We start from the raw sequence: 15,694 nt of genomic DNA, 5'->3' as shown, positions 1-15,694 counted from the left end.
AATATACTCGTTCGTGAATGGAGGAATGATGTTGTATCTTGTAGATCAACAAAGGACAGGAGCGGTAAAAGAGGAAATTCGGCGGATTGATCCTGCCTATCCAGTGTTCGTAGATGCGATACTCGATGGCGTGATACAAGGAGATTTATATGTGGATCACCGAGATCACCCGTGTGTCTATTTTGCAGGGACAACAACCGGCATTTATTATGTCGCAGGCAAGACAGAAGCAGCACTCTCATTATGTTCAACGTTCATTGTGGATGTTTATAAAAAGCAAAAAAGAGAGAACGGACGTTTCACTTTGTTTTCAGCAAATCCAGCATCAGATGAGATGATGAAAAAATGCTTCGGTTCCCAACTGAATGAAATGCAAAGACATACGTATTCTTATGACTTGACCTCTCCGGATCTGATTTTGCCTAATCAAGACGAAATGATCAAACGCACGAATGAACAAGTCATTGCCGCAAGCAAAGTATTCCCATCCAGCTATTATGAAGCACATTGGGGAGGAGTAGATCACTTTTTATCTAATGGCATCGGAGTTGCCATCTTAAATGGTGAAGATGTGGTCAGTGAATGTGTCTCTATTTTTTTAAGTGAAAAACGTGTGGAAATCGATATTTGGACAGATGAAGCCTGCCGTGGAAAAGGGTTGGCTTTGTTAGCAGCTCAGCAAATGATCAGCATCTGTGTTGAAAAAGGGAAGACACCGCATTGGGATTGCGATGTCCATCATGCAGCCTCGGCCAAATTGGCAGAGAAGCTAGGTTTTCATTGGACAAAGACGTATCGTTTATTTTATGCCTCACGCTGAAAAGGTTTTGAGATACCAAGCATCCATGGCAGAATGCTCTGAGCCTTCAATCGGTGCAGGAAGAAGAGAGAAGTCATACCGTTGATAAAGACCAGTAGCAGCTGTTAATTCACTGCGGGTTTCTAAATAACAAGCATCGTAGTATGTAGCAGCATATTGCAGGGCCATATCCATCAGTTTCTTGCCCGCACCTTTGCCTTGTGCTTTTGGGCTTAAATAAAGCTTTTGCAGCTCACAAATGCCATCTGTGAAAGGGGCAATGCCAACGCCACCAACAATTTCACCATGTTTTTCGGCAATCCAATAGGCTGCATGAGTCAATGATTGATAGTAATCGAAAAGCTGATCAAGGTGTGGGTCTGTGTAGGCTGTACCTTCAATCGCAAGATTCGCTGATTCTAATGACTGGCGGATAATGGCCGCGATAAAAGGATTGTCCTGCTTTTGAATCGGTCTAATATTCATTGGAAAAACCTCCGTTGTCATAGGATAAAAAAGAAAAGGAGTTGATGCGATATGTTCTGGCTACAAACCGCTATTTTTACTGTCATTGTACTCTGTCTCTCGTGGTGGGCAGGAAAAAGACGCAGGCATCGCCATGCCGGGCTGATTGTTCCGATATGTATCACCTTGTTTGGATTGCTGTTATTGATCGGCAGTTTCTTCATTGGCAGATGGGAAGGGATGGCGCTCAGCATATCAAGCGTCTCTATCGTTCTCTCTTCTATCATTTGTTTGACCATCGTTACAGGGGTTCATTTGTTTAAAAAAGATGACCCATCGTAGGCTGGGACATCTTTATGATTTGATTCTATCGTATTCCTCACGAAGGATGCCCATCATGATGACATCCGAATAAGCACCGTTGAAATAGAGCGCTTGACGTCTTTTTCCTTCATATTGAAATCCGGCTTTCTCATAGCTTCGAAAGGCTCGTGGGTTATGGGAAAAAACTTCAAGCTCAAGCCGATTGAGTTCTAACGTCTCAAAGGCAAATGTTTGAACCATCCGAACAGCCTCAGTACCATACCCTTTGTGAAAATGCTCTGGACCATGCAGCGCAATGCGGAAACTTGCCGTATGGTTTATCGGATCAATATCCACAATCGCCGCATCCCCGATCATTTCTTTCGTGTCTAGCAAACAAATAGCAAAGTCTCGTCTACTGTCATCCAGCAGAAAACGGGTATAGGCTGAACGAATTTCTTCTAGTGTGAACGTTTTGCGTGTGCCAGTCATATAAAGTGTTTCTGCATGCTGGCATCCCCTATGAATACCAGGATAATCTTTTTCTTCAATCGGTCTCAAAAATAATCGAGTCATGATGGATCAGCCTCCTCTATATATCGGGAGATTTCAATTAAGTTCATATCAGGATCACGGATATAAATGGATTCAATCGGACCTAATGCACCAGAACGTCTGACCGGGCCTTCTTCAATTGGAACAACCTGCTTTCGAAGATGAAGCAATAAACTGTCTATATCTAAATCGGTGATAAAACACAAGTCAGCAGATCCAGGCTGGGGATGAGCAGCTTTTGGTTCAAATTCATGACCCGCTTCATGAAGGTTAATCTTTTGTAAGCCAAAACGAAGGGCTTTACGGCCTTTTCCAAAAGTTTCTTCCTTCATTCCTAATACGTTTGTATAAAAGCGAATGGTTTCCTCCATATGTTGAACAGTCAACACGATATGATCAAGTCGTCGTATCATCAGTCTCTCCTCCAAGTATGATCATTGTTTGAACTGCTTCTATTATATCATCACTTGAAGAAGATACTTTATTTGATCACGGTTTTATAACTCCAGCTTTCTAGGGACATGTCTTCTCCGTGCAGTACTCTCTCATCAAACTCCGTCCACCCATTTTTTCGATAGAAATGACGATTGGCCTCGTTGTGTGTAATCAGTGTGAACAGTCCGCCGCCTTGCCGGGCGATAAAGGGGAAAAGACATTGCTTTAACATACGGCTTCCAAGTTTTTTTCCTTGTTGGTCTTTTGCAACGACAAGAGCTTCTAAATACCAGTAAGGTTTCTTTAAGGAAGAACACGCTTTTTTTGCCTCCTTTAACATACGGAACACATGCTGAATCGCCGATATGCCGCCAGTAAAGAGCAGCTTTAACCCACCAGATAACACATAATCCATGAGTCCTGGCTCAGGAAGACGGGGATGTTTTAACAGGGCGGCAGACACAATTTTCTCGTTCTCAACCCCGACCAAACAGATTTGATGCTGAAAATATACCTTTGTATTGACCAAATGCAACTGCCGGGCGAAAGCAGAACGCTTGGTAACCTTTTCGCATAATAAATCAAAAAATGAATAGTTCTGAAATGAATCATCTAACAATGCTGCCACTTGAGGCAGTTCATCCTCTCTAGCAAGTCTGAATTGAAGCATATGATGGCCCTCCTTTTTTTGAACAGATATAGATTATTGAACATATGTCTATTATAATAATAGGAAAATAAACCGAACATCGGCAATGAATGATCTCTTGTTCATAAATAGACAGGTATAGCCAGATTGTTCAAAAATGGAGGGTGTTTGATGAAGGACAGACGAACAATCAAAACCAAAAAGGCGATACGGGAAAGCTTTCTTGAGCTTTTAAAGGAAAAAGATGTTCAACAAATTACAGTATCAGAGCTATCTAGAAGAGCGGATTTAGGAAGAGGGACCTTTTATTTGCACTACCAAGATGTATTTGATTTGCATGAACAGCTTGAGAAGGAACTATTCGATCAGCTTGGCGGACTATACGATGAATCGTTTCCAAGCCAGGACCCGCTTGATATGCTGTCCTTTTTAAATAAAACAACTGAGTATTTAAAAGAAAAACAATTCATGATGACGTTGTTTGTCAAACCGAATAGCCCAACGACGAATCAATTCAAATCGTTTTTTAAAGAAAAAATCATGAAAGAGTGGCAGCTTGATCAGCGGCAAATTACGGAGCATGAACAGATTGTGGCCTCATTTGTTGTGTCTGGTGTTGTTGGTGTACTGGAGGAATGGATTCATGAAGGGATGACAGTCGAAGCGGGGCAGCTTGCACACATCTTGTACAAGCTTCTTATGAAGGTAGAACAGGAATCGTAAGAAACAAATGGATCATATATCATTTATCTATTCTTTCTGTTAAAATGGGAATATACGTTCTTATTTCAGGCGGGGAGTGGTGAGATTGAAAAGGAAATTACTATTTTATGGGGCAGTGAGCATTGATGGATATTTAGCAAGGGATGATCACCGTTTAGATTGGCTCATAGGAACAGAGGGCGAAGAGGATACGAGATATGAGGAATTTTATGCTTCAGTCGATACGCTGATCATGGGACGGAACACATATGAACAGGTTCTAAAGCTCTCACCTGATGGGTTTCCTTATGAAGACAAGACATGTTATATCGTTTCTCGCACTTTACAAGACAGTCATACAGGAACCCATATCATTCGTGAAGATGTTCTCTCATTTATCCACAACTTAAAAAATGAAAAAGGGCAGCATATCTGGATAGTAGGAGGCGGGGAACTGCTTCAAGCATTATTAAAAGAAAAATTAGTCGATGAGCTGTATCTCCAAATCGCACCTGTCATGATTGGAAAAGGAATCCCTCTTTTCCCTCCAACTGATCAGGAATCTAGATTTTCATTACAACAAGTGAATCAATACAAACAAATTGCTGAAATGCATTTTGTGTCAAAAGAAGACCACTGAATCACAGGGGTCTTTTTTTTAATCAAACAAACACGTTGACAAGAAAATATCCTAGTGTTAGGATAAATTTATCCTAGTTTTAGGATTTATTGAAAAAGGAGTAGTTGCCATGGTGCAGCAAGATCAGGAATTAGACTTAAGGCTTTTCCGAGTGTGGATGAAAGCCTACCATGCCCTTTTTGCAAACATCCAAAAAGACATTGAACGTTATGATATCGGATTTGAAAACTTTCAAATTCTTGAATTACTGTATAGTAAGGGACCGCATCCCGTTCAAAAAATTAGTGAGATTCTATCCATTCCAAGTGGGAGCATCACCTATGTGGTCAACAAATTAGAAAAACAAGAATTAGTCAAAAGACAATGTGCACCTTCTGATAAACGTGTATTCCATGTATTACTGACAGATAAAGGGAAGCAGCTATTTGACGATATTTTTCCAAAACATACAGATGTCATTTCACAAAATCTGTCCTTTATCGAAACAGAGGAAAAAGAGCAGCTCATTGAATGGTTGAAAAAAATCGGTTTAGGTGCAAAACAACTTCACGAAAAGGGGAAACAAGATGACGCACAGCTTTGATACATTGGTACGTGAAAGACGATCAGCATCAAATTTTTTGCCAAATATCTCGATTTCGAGAGAAGAGCTTAATAGTATCTTTGAAGAAGTGAAGCTGGCACCTTCAGCCTTTAATTTACAGCATACGCAATATGTCGTCGTCCAATCAGAAGCGCTTAAAGAGCAAGTAAGAGATGCTGCATTTGGACAATATAAGGTGCATTCCGCTTCAGCAGCGATCATTGTGCTCGGCGATCCGAAAGCTTATGAGCAAGCAGGAAACATTTATGAAGGCCTAAAAATGCTCGGCATCTTAAATGCGCAACAATATGAGGAAATGGTCAGAGAGACGATGAGTTTTTATGTGCAGAGAGGATCAGACTTTCAGAAAGAAGAGGCGATTCGCAATGCTTCATTATCTGCCATGCTATTTATGCTTGCCGCCAAAAACAAGGGATGGGATACTTGCCCGATGATCGGCTTTGACCCCGAAGCAATGAAAAAGGTGTTAAACATCGAATCAGATTTGGTTCCTGTATTAATGATCACGCTCGGAAAAGAAAAAGTAGAAAGCAGACAAGCGAGAGGCTACCGCAAGCCGGTCTCTGAATTTGTGACATATTTATAAGATAGGGGGTTCCATTCATGGAACTAGGAATTAGTACATTTGTAGAAACAACACCTGATTTTCAAACAGGAAAAACAGTCAGCCACGCACAGCGTATTCGTGAAGTAGTAGAAGAAATTATTTTAGCAGATCAAGTGGGTCTGGACGTTTTTGGTGTAGGAGAGCATCATCGTGAAGATTTTGCCGCATCAAATCCAGCAGTCGTATTAGCAGCTGCGGCAACGCAAACAAAGAATATTCGTCTGACAAGTGCCGTAACTGTTCTTTCATCGGCAGATCCTGTTCGTGTGTTTCAAGATTTTGCGACATTAGATGGCCTTTCTAACGGGCGTGCAGAGATCATGGCTGGCCGTGGATCATTTATTGAATCGTTCCCGCTTTTTGGCTATGACTTAGATGATTATGAAGAATTATTTGAAGAAAAACTAGATTTACTATTGAAATTACAGCAGTCAGAGCGTGTGACGTGGAGCGGTAAGCACCGTCCTTCCATTCAGGATGTCGGCGTATATCCAAGACCTGTTCAAGATCCGCTTCCCATCTGGATTGGCAGTGGAGGAAACAGAGAATCTGTCGTACGTGCTGGATTATTAGGATTACCACTTGTCCTTGCCATTATTGGCGGCAGCCCTAGACAGTTCGCACCGCTAGTGCAGCTCTACAAGCAAGCTGCGATTCACGCTGGACATGATCCTGAGAAATTAACGGTGGCATCCCATTCACATGGATTTGTTGCGGAGGAAACAGAATTGGCAGCAGATCAATTCTTCCCTTCTACACAGCATGTCATGAATACATTAGCAAGAGAACGAGGCTGGGGACCTTATACCCGTTCTACATTCGATGCAGCAAGAACATTAGAAGGTGCATTGTATGTAGGAGATCCAGATGCCGTAGCAGAGAAAGTGATTCATCTGCGAAAAAATGTAGGCATTACGCGCTTCATGTTGCACGTACCAGTCGGTTCAATGCCGCATGATCAAGTGCTGAAAGCTATTGAGTTATTTGGGAAAGAAGTGGCTCCTAAAGTAAGAGAAGAGGTTGCCCGCTGGGAAGCCGAACAAGCATAACAAAAAAGTCGATCAAGTGAATAGGCTTGATCGACTTTTTCTTATGCTTAAGGATCAATAACACATGGTTTCACTGTAGGGCATGAAGCAGCAGAAGCAAATGGTGTGGCCGTCAAGGTGAAGAGGAAAACAAGTTGAAAACAGATAAGCCATTTTTTCATGAAATCACCTCCGTTATCAATTGTTTCACTAGAACGAGGTGAGGATAAAAGCATAGAAGTATGTAACACCCTCTATCCAGCATAAGACAATCATATCATAATTTTCAAAAAAATGAAAAAATAACTTACTAAAGTTCTAAATTATGGTATGGTTAATATGTTCAACAAAAAAAGGGAGGGATTTTTGTATGAAAAAGGTCATAACTTCTGTTTTGGTTGGAGCAATTGTTTTAACGGGTGCGGGTGTCACCGCTGTCCCGGTAGAAGCGAAGGGGAAAGTAAGCAGTGAAGTAACGGTACAAGCAAGTCGAACCGTCTCGGAAACGAGAACATATACGACGTCAAACATCCCATCAAGTATTACATATGCAAAGGATGGATGGGTCGGTATTCTCTATCAATCGTCAATTGAAGAGTTAGGTTTAGGAAAATATAGAGTTACCTTTACTGGAACGGTTGTACGCGATCCAGGATTTAATTAAATATAAAATGTAAAGCTGACAGGTGGACAAGTCTGTCAGCTTTTTTTAATGGGGATAATAAAGAATCATTTGCATCCGTACCATCTGTTCTCCTGATTGTTTATACTCATGGGCACGGTCAGCCTTAAACCGAATCGAGTCTCCAGCTTGTAAGGTGTATTGTTCATCACCGATCGATAAATCAAGTGCTCCCTCAAATACGGTAATCAATTCCTCTGTACCGCCGATATGTTCTTCCGCACTTAACGACCCATGAGGATCAATTTCTACCTGATAGACTTCAAATTTTCTCAGGTCATCAAATGGGAACGTCGTATATACCCGATACCTTCCCTCGTCCTCTGTTAAAACTTGTCCTTCTTCTTTTCGCACGACCTTGATCTCAGGCTGCGGTGCGTATATGAGTTCACTAAAAGACACCTTCAACCCATTGGCTATTTTCCACAAAGTCGTGATGGTCGGTGTGGATTCTCCTCTTTCGATTTGCCCAATCATCGTTTTACTCACACTTGTTACCTCAGCCATCTTTTCTAGGCTTAATTTCTTTTGCTCTCTTAGCAGTTTAACATTTCTAGCAATAATTGATTGTACATCCTCCATCAAAAAACTCCTTTCTTTTATTTACTTTATAACGACCGAATAGTACAATGAAACGTAATATACGCAATAAAGACTTTTAAGTCTAAATAACGTATGAAAAGGAGGTAACGGTTTGATTGTTTCCATGTTGATTTATGCTTTTGTTACCAGCTTTACCCCTGGACCGAATAATATCATGGCGATGGTCTTTACGAATAAATATGGGGTCAAGCAAACATTTCGATTTTGTTTAGGTGTTGGGATCGGATTTTTGGTCATTTTATGTTTGAGCGGTTTCTTCAATATGATTCTTTATCAAGTCATGCCGAAAATAGGCTGGGTCATGGCTTTCATCGGAGCCGGTTACATGATCTATTTGGCTGTCAAAATCATGAAAAGTAAAGGCGGAGATGACGAAACACTAGACCGCTATAATCATTTTATCCCGGGGATGCTGCTGCAATTTATTAATCCGAAAGCCATCTTGTATGGGTTAACCGTGATTTCCACTTTTGTTCTGCCGTATGGACAATCCAATATGCAATACATGTTGTTGACGCTGATTCTCGCCATCATTGGTTTTTTAGGCACATTTAGCTGGAGTTTATTTGGCTCTGTATTCAAGCGGTTTTTAACTCTTTATCAGCGGCCGTTCCAGTTCGTCATGGGGCTGCTGCTTATGTATAGTGCGATTTCGATGATCTGGAGTTATGTCATGTAAGCGGTCAGGAGACTGGCCGCTGCCTGCCCATCACAACCGTATCATAATACATGCCGTCCGCCAGCCGTTTATCTTTTTTTAACAAGCCTTCAATCTCAAAGCCATAGTGTTCATATAAACGAATGGCTTTTTGATTGGTTTCCATTACTTGAAGTGACATCTTTTGAATGCCTTGCTGATCTGCCCAGTCGATCGATGTAGCTAAAAGTTCTTTCCCGATGTGATAGCCCCAAGCGGCCTTCTGTACGGCAACGCCAAACGTTACTTTGTGAGCAGAGCGCTTAAGTGGGTGTCCTTCGCATCTTGAAAAACCGACAATGTCTCCTTCAATATCTGCAACTAAAAAGAGATGACGGCCTTCATTGGAATCCTCTTGAATCAACGCCTCGAACCCTTTCTCATCAATAAAAGCTTCACCCGGTTCACGATCTAAATATTCGGTTTCACCATCGATTTTCAGTCTGAGAGTTGATAACTGTTTGGCATCTGCTAATGCAGCAGAGCGAATACGATAGGTCACACCACGTACAGTGAACATACTTTCAGAAATGATCATTGAACAGACCACCAACCTTTCATTCCATTATGTCTATCATACCTGAAACGCGCGCACAGCACACTCAGATGTTTTGTCATGTGCAAAAAGGATAAATAAACAGTATCAAACGTGGAGGTGGAACAAATGAGTGAACAAAATGGACATATGGATAAAGCGAAAGGAAAAACAAATCAAGTCAAAGGTCAAGTGAAAGAAAAACTTGGCGAAGCGACAGATCGTGAAAACCTGAAAGCAGAAGGAAAGAAAGATCAAGTAAAAGGAAAGCTTCAAGATAAAAAAGGTGACGTGAAAAATAGGCTGAATCAGTAGTTTGCACATACTTGCAGGTACTCGCTCCATGTATCCATCATCACATTCCTTTCATCAATAAAATCAATAGGTGTGTGAAAAGAATTGATTATAAATTCTTGCTTCCGTCATGTAGACTTTAAATAGAAGACATGAACAAGGGAGATGGATGAAATGGAGCAAGTATGGGGGAAAGTTGACGAGTATATCAAAGACAAATTGATGGCCAAAGATGACGTATTGGAGCAAACTCTTATCAAGAATAAGCAAGCCGGGTTACCAGAAATAGATGTGTCGCCGGCCCAAGGAAAACTACTTTATTTGTTAGCAAAAACCAAGGGTGCAAAGCGCATTTTAGAAATCGGTACACTTGGCGGTTATAGTACCATTTGGCTTGCCCGTGCACTTGAAGCGGATGGAGAACTCATGACATTAGAGGCTGTCAGTCATCATGCAGAAACCGCACAGCAAAACATAGACAGAGCAGGCCTAGCAGAACGTGTCACCATTTTACAAGGAAAAGCGGTAGACACTTTATCTCAGTTAAAAGAGCAGGATACGCTTCCGTTCGATTTGATTTTCATTGATGCAGACAAACCAAACAACCCGCAATATTTGAAGTGGGCGTTACATTTCTCAAAAAAGGGAACAGTCATTATTGCAGACAATGTGGTCAGAAATGGGGCAGTTCTCCATGCCTCTGATCAAGATGAGCGAGTGAAGGGAACGCGTGAATTTTTCGATTTACTCAAACAAGAGTCGAGAATTGAAGCAACCGCTATTCAAACTGTTGGCGAAAAAGGCTATGACGGCTTTATATACGGTATCGTAAAATGACAAAAAGCTTAACCGCATCCGGTTAAGCTTTTTCTTTTAGAAAAACCATCTAGCTGTGCCCATCAGCATGACGCCTACTAGAACGGTGAGGGACAAGCTTTTTGTCCAAATAGCGATTAACACAGTTGGAACCAAGACAGCAAGGTACATCCAGTGAATGGTGACGCCTGCTGTAGTATGTATGAAAAGATGCTCTGCAATCAAAGCGGTAAATATACAAATGGGGATAAACGATAACCATTTGAGCACCACTTCTGGCATCTGGATACTCCTCACAAATAAAAATGGAACGACTCTTGGGATGATGGTCACAATCATACAGCCAAGAATGAGCCATAACATAAAACTACTAATCATTTATCTGTCACCACCCCAATAGTGGCAACAAGCACAGTTGCCAACAAAACAGCCACGTGTGAAGGAACAAAATGAAGCAGCACAAACATCGCAACAAACATATATAAAACAAGTGACAAGCGATGGGTTAGTTTATTTTTTGGCACCGTCTGTAAAGAAAGAATGAGCAGCGCAGCAAACATCGCAGATAAGGCAAAATCAAGACCAAGCGCCTCTGGATTTGAAATCCAGTGTCCGAATATTCCGCCAAGTGTACATGCAGCAATCCAGCATAAATAAGCCGTAATATTCAGTCCATGCATCCATCTGTTATTCAATTTTCCTTGCTGTGCTAATTTATTCATCGCTACGCCAAAGGATTCATCAGTTAGCAGAAGACCAAACCCGATGTTCTGCTTTACAGAGTAGCGTGTAAAATGGGGGGCAAGCGTAAGGCTGAGTAACAAATGCCGTAAATTGACAATGAACGTGGTGAAAATAATAGCGGAAAGGGGGCTTCCTGTCACAAGTAATGCACAGATGATAAACTGTGAAGCGCCAGCATAAATAAAGATAGAGAGCAGCGCGATTTCCCATATACTTAACTGCGAACTAATGCCAACAATTCCAAAGGCAAACCCAATGCTCATATAACCAAGCAAGGTTGGCACACAATCTTTTATTCCCTCAAGAAACGGTTCGTTTCCGGCAGTGGGAATGTGTTTCCTAGCTTCAACATCCAAAGACCTCTACTCCTTTTCTGTGTAAACATCAATTGTTTTACTTACTATAAGAAAACGAATTCATCATGTCAATCCTATTGAACTTCGATTATATGAAGAAACATGGCGATAAAAAAGGATTGAAGTGAACCAGATTTTGTTATAAAGTAATCAGAAAATAAAAACAATTGGGGTGACTGATATGCAATGGAAGCCTTTATTTGAACATGATGTACCAAATCACCTCCGTCCATAACGGAGAGTGATCTCCGTTTGTGGATATCGTAGTGAATATATCCAGTAACGGAGGGGAAAAAATGAATGAAAAATATATAGGAGCCCTTTACTTAGCGTTAGCTGCTAGTATTTGGGGCGGTATGTATGTAGTGGTCAAAGTAACAGTTGCGGTGGTCCCGCCACTTGAGCTGGTCTGGATGAGATATGCAATAGCTGGAGTCGTTCTTGTGTTCACGATTTGGCGTTTGGGTTACTCTTTTCGGTTAGACAAAAAGGATATCCCGCTGATTGTGGCGATTGGATTGATTGGCAACTTTCTTTCGATCGTGACCCAAGAAATTGGCACAATGTATACGTCTGCACAAATGGGTGCCGTCATCACATCGGCCACACCTGCTTTTATGGTGCTTTTCGCTTTCTTTCTATTAAAAGAATCATTCACAGTGAGAAAGTGTGTCTCCATTCTGCTTGCTACAGTAGGTGTGCTGACGATGATTGGGCCTGTCGCTGTTCAAACGGATGAGTTTGTTGGCGGTCTTTCACTGGTTATTGCTGCATTAACATGGGCGCTGATGTCTGTTCTTTTGAAACGAGTTCCAGGAAAGTATCCTCAAGTAGTGACGACAACATATGCGATCATTGTGGCCTTTATCGTATTAACACCACCCGTCTTGTTTCGATTGCCTCATCTTGATGTGCAGCAAATGGCAAGACCGGAAATATGGGGCGGCATTCTGTATCTAGGTATCATCTCAACGGCCCTTGCTTTCTTTTTGTGGAATAGAGGGCTTCAACTGATGGACGCTTCAAGCGGTGGTCTGTTTTTCTTCTTTCAACCAATCGTTGGCACGGTCCTTGGATGGATGCTTCTAGGTGAAGAGATGGGCTTACGTTCGTTTGTTGGGATTTTGTGTATTTTCGCAGGTGTATATACTGTCCTGCGTCAGAGAGAGTAAGACGAGATTCCCCTTGGAGAAGGGGAATTTTCTTTACAATGAATAGATGAGAGATTCATAGAAGGTGGAGGTGAGCAGGGTGATCCAGTATCCGCATTTGAAAAAGGGACAAACAATTGGTGTGACAGCGCCATCCTCAGGTGTACAACCCTCTTTGCATGAGATGTTTCAACTGTCTTGCGATCGGATGAAAAAAAGAGGCTATGAAGTCATATGTGGAGAGACAGTATGGCAGCAGGAAAAAGCGAAATCAGCCCCTGCAATCAAGCGAGCAAATGAGTTACAGCGGATGATGACTTGTCATGAGATTGACCACATCATCCCGCCATGGGGCGGACAGTTGCTTATTGAAGTGTTAGAGCATCTTGATTTCTCAGTGATGCAAAAAAAGTGGATTCTTGGTTACTCAGATACAAGTCTCCTTCTATTAGCTTTAACCTTAAACACAGGTATTGCGACAGCGCATGGACCGAACCTTGTGGATCTTCAGGGGGAAGAGCTTGATCAGGTGACGGCTATGTGGGAACAAATACTTTCCACTCCAGAGAAAAAGGACGTTACTCAATTTTCTTCTGATATGTATCAAAAGGAATGGCAGTATGACCATCCAAGCATACATGTCTTTCATTTAACCGAGCCAACCGCATGGCGTACTGTTGATCACTTAGAGACGACGATGAAGGGAAGACTGATGGGTGGCTGTATTGATGTGATCCGGCACTTAGCTGGCACGCCTTTTGGAGATGTCAAAGCTTTTCAAGAAACATATCTAAAAGGTGAACCCATTCTATGGTATTTTGAAAACTGTGAATTAAATGCTGCGAGCATGAAGAGGTCTCTTGTTCAATTAAAACTAGCAGGCTGGTTTGATCATTGCTCTGGCATCATGTTTGGCAGGAGTGCAGTGGACACTCCTGTGGAAGGATATGAATATACGGATCTATATGAAGAATTGCATAAGGAATTACACATACCGATTGTTTACGATATTGATTGTGGACACGTACCGCCGCAAATGACCCTCATTAACGGAGCATATGCGGAGGTACAGTTGCAACAAGAAGGTAAAGCCGTGCTGAAGCAGACATTTTTGCCATAAAAAAAGGAAAGGGCGACCCCTTTCCTTCATAAAAAACATTACATTCCTTTTGTTTCTTCACCTGCTTTTGGAACTTCCCATGCAGACTCTCGGAATACTTTTTCCCATTTAGAAACGACAATACAGGCAACCGCATGTCCAGGAACATTCACGCCTGTTCGAGCCATATCCATAATCCGGTCAACCCCGGCGATAATAGCGACACCTTCTGCTGGCAGACCTACTGCATGAGCTGTTGCCAAAAGAACAACAAGTGAGCCAGACGGGACAGCTGCAATGCCTTTACTTGTTAAAACAAGGACAAGCATCATGAGGAGCTGCTGTGATAAACTCATATCGACACCAAACGCTTGTGCAAGAAACACACAGGAAACCGATAAATATAAACTTGAACCATCGCAATTAAGAGAAAGACCTGATGGGATGACGAAGGAAACGATTCTTTTTGGGCAGCCGTATTTCTCCATCCGTGACATGAGCTGTGGAAGAACAGTTTCTGTACTTGTAGTAGAAAAGGCAACCAAAAACAAATCCCAAATCATTTTCAACACTTCGAAGTAGTTAAAACGGAAGATCAGTGCGACAAGAGGGAACAAAACAAATAGAATAATAAACAATCCTAAGAAGACAGTGCCAACAAGTTTCATCATAGGAATGAGTAAAACAATGCCGTATTGTCCGACAGAAGCTGCCATTAATGCTAAAACTCCAATAGGAGCTGTCACCATGACCATTTGTGTGAGCTTAAACATAATTTGTGCTACTGATTCAAAGAAGGTAAGGACAGGAGCGGAAGCTTTCCCAATGCCGCTTGCGGCTACACCGAATAAAATAGCGAAGAAAATCACTGCTAGTAAATCATTCTGAGCCATGACATCGATGATATTGGTTGGAATGATGTCTAAAACCATCTGTTTAAAATCGACGACCTTTTGAGTATAACCATCGAGTTCCCCAATATCTTTCTTAGCTAATTGAGAGAAATCTAGTCCAACGCCTGGCTTTAACACGTTGGCCAATAAAAGCCCGATTCCAAGAACGATGGTCGTAATGACTTCAAACCAAATGATTGTCTTTAATCCGAGACTGCCCATTTTCTTCATTCCACCGCTGCCAGCTGCGCCGATGACAATCGTAGAGAAAACAATAGGGACTACAATCATTTTAATTAATCGGATAAAGCCATCCCCAATGGGCCGCAGTGCCATTCCGAAATCAGGGAAGAAGTGGCCGATAAGAGCTCCTATCACCAAAGCGATCATGATTTGAAAAGCGACAAACTTTTTCATCATCTCCTACCTCCTTTAAATGCATGGAAAATATTAAGAATTTTCCAATAAATAAAAATTCTAGGTGACCATGTTTTGTCCTCCTTTGGATTTAGAAAGATTTTATTTAAGAATCATTAGAATTATGAAGAAAGAAACGAAAATAGGGCGATTGAAACTCTATTTATCTAACAAAAGAGCACTTCTTAAAAAACATTAAACTTTTTTAGAAAAATGTATTGACCCTTTTGTATGATCCATGGTATATTTTTATTCGTCGCTGATGACGCATCTGAAACACTGATGCTCAGACAGATACGACAAACAAACTTCAAAAAGATGTTGACTTAATAAAAACGATATGTTAAGATAATTAAGTCGCCTGATTAAGCGCCCGTAGCTCAATTGGATAGAGCGTTTGACTACGGATCAAAAGGTTAGGGGTTCGACTCCTCTCGGGCGCGCCAATAACATTTAACCACGCGGGTGTAGTTTAGTGGTAAAACCTCAGCCTTCCAAGCTGATGTCGTGAGTTCGATTCTCATCACCCGCTCCATTTTAAAAAATGATCTTTGAAAACTAAACAAGACAAAACGTACCTGTTAATTCGAGTTTTTATAAAAAATCCTATGATACATCAT

The 15,694-nt window shown here is 41.5% G+C and carries 22 protein-coding genes and 2 tRNA genes; 15 read left to right on the top strand and 9 right to left on the bottom strand.

What is annotated here, in order from left to right; translation table 11 throughout:
• Window positions 1–31 precede the first annotated feature (31 nt).
• Window positions 32–820, top strand: a complete 789-nt coding sequence (locus tag ACTJJD_RS19055; RefSeq protein WP_440600448.1) for a GNAT family N-acetyltransferase — start codon at window positions 32–34, stop codon at window positions 818–820.
• On the opposite strand, the gene ACTJJD_RS19050 is transcribed toward ACTJJD_RS19055, so the two are convergent.
• Complete coding sequence (locus ACTJJD_RS19050; RefSeq protein WP_440600440.1) at window positions 812–1,285, bottom strand: GNAT family N-acetyltransferase; 474 nt, start codon at window positions 1,283–1,285, stop codon at window positions 812–814. The genes ACTJJD_RS19055 and ACTJJD_RS19050 overlap by 9 nt on opposite strands.
• Window positions 1,286–1,336: 51 nt before the next feature.
• Here ACTJJD_RS19050 and ACTJJD_RS19045 point away from each other — a divergent pair, with 51 nt between their 5' ends.
• A complete protein-coding gene (locus ACTJJD_RS19045) occupies window positions 1,337–1,606 on the top strand; it encodes a YesK-like family protein (RefSeq protein WP_335352441.1) in 270 nt (89 codons plus the stop codon).
• 12 nt (window positions 1,607–1,618) lie between these two features.
• Here ACTJJD_RS19045 and ACTJJD_RS19040 read toward each other — a convergent pair whose 3' ends face one another.
• From ACTJJD_RS19040 to ACTJJD_RS19030, 3 genes are all read right to left on the bottom strand, one after another.
• The gene (locus ACTJJD_RS19040; protein ID WP_024719169.1) at window positions 1,619–2,143 is read right to left on the bottom strand and encodes a GNAT family N-acetyltransferase; all 525 of its coding nucleotides are present in this window, start codon (window positions 2,141–2,143) and stop codon (window positions 1,619–1,621) included.
• Window positions 2,140–2,535: a VOC family protein gene (locus tag ACTJJD_RS19035; protein ID WP_058336361.1), complete on the bottom strand. Its 396-nt coding sequence runs from the start codon at window positions 2,533–2,535 to the stop codon at window positions 2,140–2,142. The genes ACTJJD_RS19040 and ACTJJD_RS19035 overlap by 4 nt, the downstream gene beginning before the upstream one ends.
• Window positions 2,536–2,603: 68 nt before the next feature.
• Window positions 2,604–3,227, bottom strand: coding sequence for a GNAT family N-acetyltransferase (locus ACTJJD_RS19030; RefSeq protein ID WP_041507615.1), 624 nt, complete (start codon window positions 3,225–3,227; stop codon window positions 2,604–2,606).
• 150 nt (window positions 3,228–3,377) lie between these two features.
• Here ACTJJD_RS19030 and ACTJJD_RS19025 point away from each other — a divergent pair, with 150 nt between their 5' ends.
• The 6 genes from ACTJJD_RS19025 to ACTJJD_RS19000 all read left to right on the top strand — a co-directional run bounded on the left by ACTJJD_RS19025 (window position 3,378) and on the right by ACTJJD_RS19000 (window position 7,451).
• Window positions 3,378–3,929: a TetR/AcrR family transcriptional regulator gene (locus tag ACTJJD_RS19025; RefSeq protein WP_024719167.1), complete on the top strand. Its 552-nt coding sequence runs from the start codon at window positions 3,378–3,380 to the stop codon at window positions 3,927–3,929.
• A 79-nt stretch (window positions 3,930–4,008) separates the two neighbouring features.
• Window positions 4,009–4,548 carry a dihydrofolate reductase family protein gene (locus ACTJJD_RS19020; protein ID WP_440608748.1) on the top strand — a complete coding sequence of 180 codons (540 nt, stop codon included), beginning with the start codon at window positions 4,009–4,011 and terminating at the stop codon, window positions 4,546–4,548.
• A 109-nt stretch (window positions 4,549–4,657) separates the two neighbouring features.
• Window positions 4,658–5,131 (top strand): MarR family winged helix-turn-helix transcriptional regulator, encoded by a 474-nt coding sequence (locus tag ACTJJD_RS19015; RefSeq protein ID WP_047947344.1) that lies wholly within the window; start codon window positions 4,658–4,660, stop codon window positions 5,129–5,131.
• On the top strand, window positions 5,115–5,738 hold the full coding sequence (locus ACTJJD_RS19010; protein WP_039170198.1) for a nitroreductase family protein: 624 nt from the start codon (window positions 5,115–5,117) through the stop codon (window positions 5,736–5,738). The genes ACTJJD_RS19015 and ACTJJD_RS19010 overlap by 17 nt, the downstream gene beginning before the upstream one ends.
• A 17-nt stretch (window positions 5,739–5,755) precedes the next feature.
• Window positions 5,756–6,808 (top strand): LLM class flavin-dependent oxidoreductase, encoded by a 1,053-nt coding sequence (locus tag ACTJJD_RS19005; protein ID WP_024719164.1) that lies wholly within the window; start codon window positions 5,756–5,758, stop codon window positions 6,806–6,808.
• A 349-nt stretch (window positions 6,809–7,157) separates the two neighbouring features.
• The gene (locus tag ACTJJD_RS19000; protein WP_024719163.1) at window positions 7,158–7,451 is read left to right on the top strand and encodes a hypothetical protein; all 294 of its coding nucleotides are present in this window, start codon (window positions 7,158–7,160) and stop codon (window positions 7,449–7,451) included.
• Between the two features lie 45 nt (window positions 7,452–7,496).
• On the opposite strand, the gene ACTJJD_RS18995 is transcribed toward ACTJJD_RS19000, so the two are convergent.
• Complete coding sequence (locus ACTJJD_RS18995; RefSeq protein ID WP_138278160.1) at window positions 7,497–8,051, bottom strand: helix-turn-helix domain-containing protein; 555 nt, start codon at window positions 8,049–8,051, stop codon at window positions 7,497–7,499.
• 112 nt (window positions 8,052–8,163) lie between these two features.
• Between ACTJJD_RS18995 and ACTJJD_RS18990 the strand changes: the two genes are divergently transcribed.
• Entirely contained in the window at window positions 8,164–8,751 is a 588-nt protein-coding gene (locus ACTJJD_RS18990; RefSeq protein ID WP_113747448.1) for a LysE family transporter, read from the top strand.
• Between the two features lie 4 nt (window positions 8,752–8,755).
• Here ACTJJD_RS18990 and ACTJJD_RS18985 read toward each other — a convergent pair whose 3' ends face one another.
• Entirely contained in the window at window positions 8,756–9,307 is a 552-nt protein-coding gene (locus ACTJJD_RS18985; RefSeq protein ID WP_440608747.1) for an N-acetyltransferase family protein, read from the bottom strand.
• 126 nt (window positions 9,308–9,433) lie between these two features.
• On the opposite strand from ACTJJD_RS18985, the gene ACTJJD_RS18980 reads away from it, so the two are divergent.
• Window positions 9,434–9,619, top strand: coding sequence for a CsbD family protein (locus tag ACTJJD_RS18980; RefSeq protein ID WP_414834637.1), 186 nt, complete (start codon window positions 9,434–9,436; stop codon window positions 9,617–9,619).
• Between the two features lie 153 nt (window positions 9,620–9,772).
• Window positions 9,773–10,435, top strand: coding sequence for an O-methyltransferase (locus ACTJJD_RS18975; protein ID WP_282900618.1), 663 nt, complete (start codon window positions 9,773–9,775; stop codon window positions 10,433–10,435).
• Window positions 10,436–10,471: 36 nt separating this feature from the next.
• On the opposite strand, the gene ACTJJD_RS18970 is transcribed toward ACTJJD_RS18975, so the two are convergent.
• Together ACTJJD_RS18970 and ACTJJD_RS18965 are read right to left on the bottom strand one after the other, a co-directional pair.
• Complete coding sequence (locus ACTJJD_RS18970) at window positions 10,472–10,792, bottom strand: AzlD domain-containing protein (RefSeq protein WP_041092890.1); 321 nt, start codon at window positions 10,790–10,792, stop codon at window positions 10,472–10,474.
• The gene (locus ACTJJD_RS18965; RefSeq protein WP_007496390.1) at window positions 10,789–11,514 is read right to left on the bottom strand and encodes an AzlC family ABC transporter permease; all 726 of its coding nucleotides are present in this window, start codon (window positions 11,512–11,514) and stop codon (window positions 10,789–10,791) included. Before ACTJJD_RS18965 ends, ACTJJD_RS18970 begins: the two co-directional genes overlap by 4 nt.
• 296 nt (window positions 11,515–11,810) lie before the next feature.
• Here ACTJJD_RS18965 and ACTJJD_RS18960 point away from each other — a divergent pair, with 296 nt between their 5' ends.
• Window positions 11,811–12,686, top strand: a complete 876-nt coding sequence (locus ACTJJD_RS18960; protein ID WP_024719156.1) for a DMT family transporter — start codon at window positions 11,811–11,813, stop codon at window positions 12,684–12,686.
• A 79-nt stretch (window positions 12,687–12,765) separates the two neighbouring features.
• Window positions 12,766–13,785: a S66 family peptidase gene (locus ACTJJD_RS18955; RefSeq protein ID WP_144680405.1), complete on the top strand. Its 1,020-nt coding sequence runs from the start codon at window positions 12,766–12,768 to the stop codon at window positions 13,783–13,785.
• A gap of 38 nt (window positions 13,786–13,823) precedes the next feature.
• Here ACTJJD_RS18955 and gltP read toward each other — a convergent pair whose 3' ends face one another.
• On the bottom strand, window positions 13,824–15,074 hold the full coding sequence (gene gltP / locus ACTJJD_RS18950; protein WP_024719154.1) for a glutamate-aspartate/proton symporter GltP: 1,251 nt from the start codon (window positions 15,072–15,074) through the stop codon (window positions 13,824–13,826).
• Window positions 15,075–15,443: 369 nt separating this feature from the next.
• On the opposite strand from gltP, the gene ACTJJD_RS18945 reads away from it, so the two are divergent.
• A tRNA-Arg gene (locus ACTJJD_RS18945) sits at window positions 15,444–15,520 on the top strand.
• A 15-nt stretch (window positions 15,521–15,535) separates the two neighbouring features.
• Window positions 15,536–15,609 (top strand) — tRNA-Gly (locus ACTJJD_RS18940).
• Window positions 15,610–15,694: the final 85 nt, after the last annotated feature.

The organism is Bacillus sp. 22446 (genome assembly GCF_052044955.1).
Lineage (GTDB): Bacteria > Bacillota > Bacilli > Bacillales > Bacillaceae > Bacillus > Bacillus altitudinis.
Note: the sequence above shows the minus strand (reverse complement) of the source record. Positions and strands in the feature narration are given on the sequence as shown.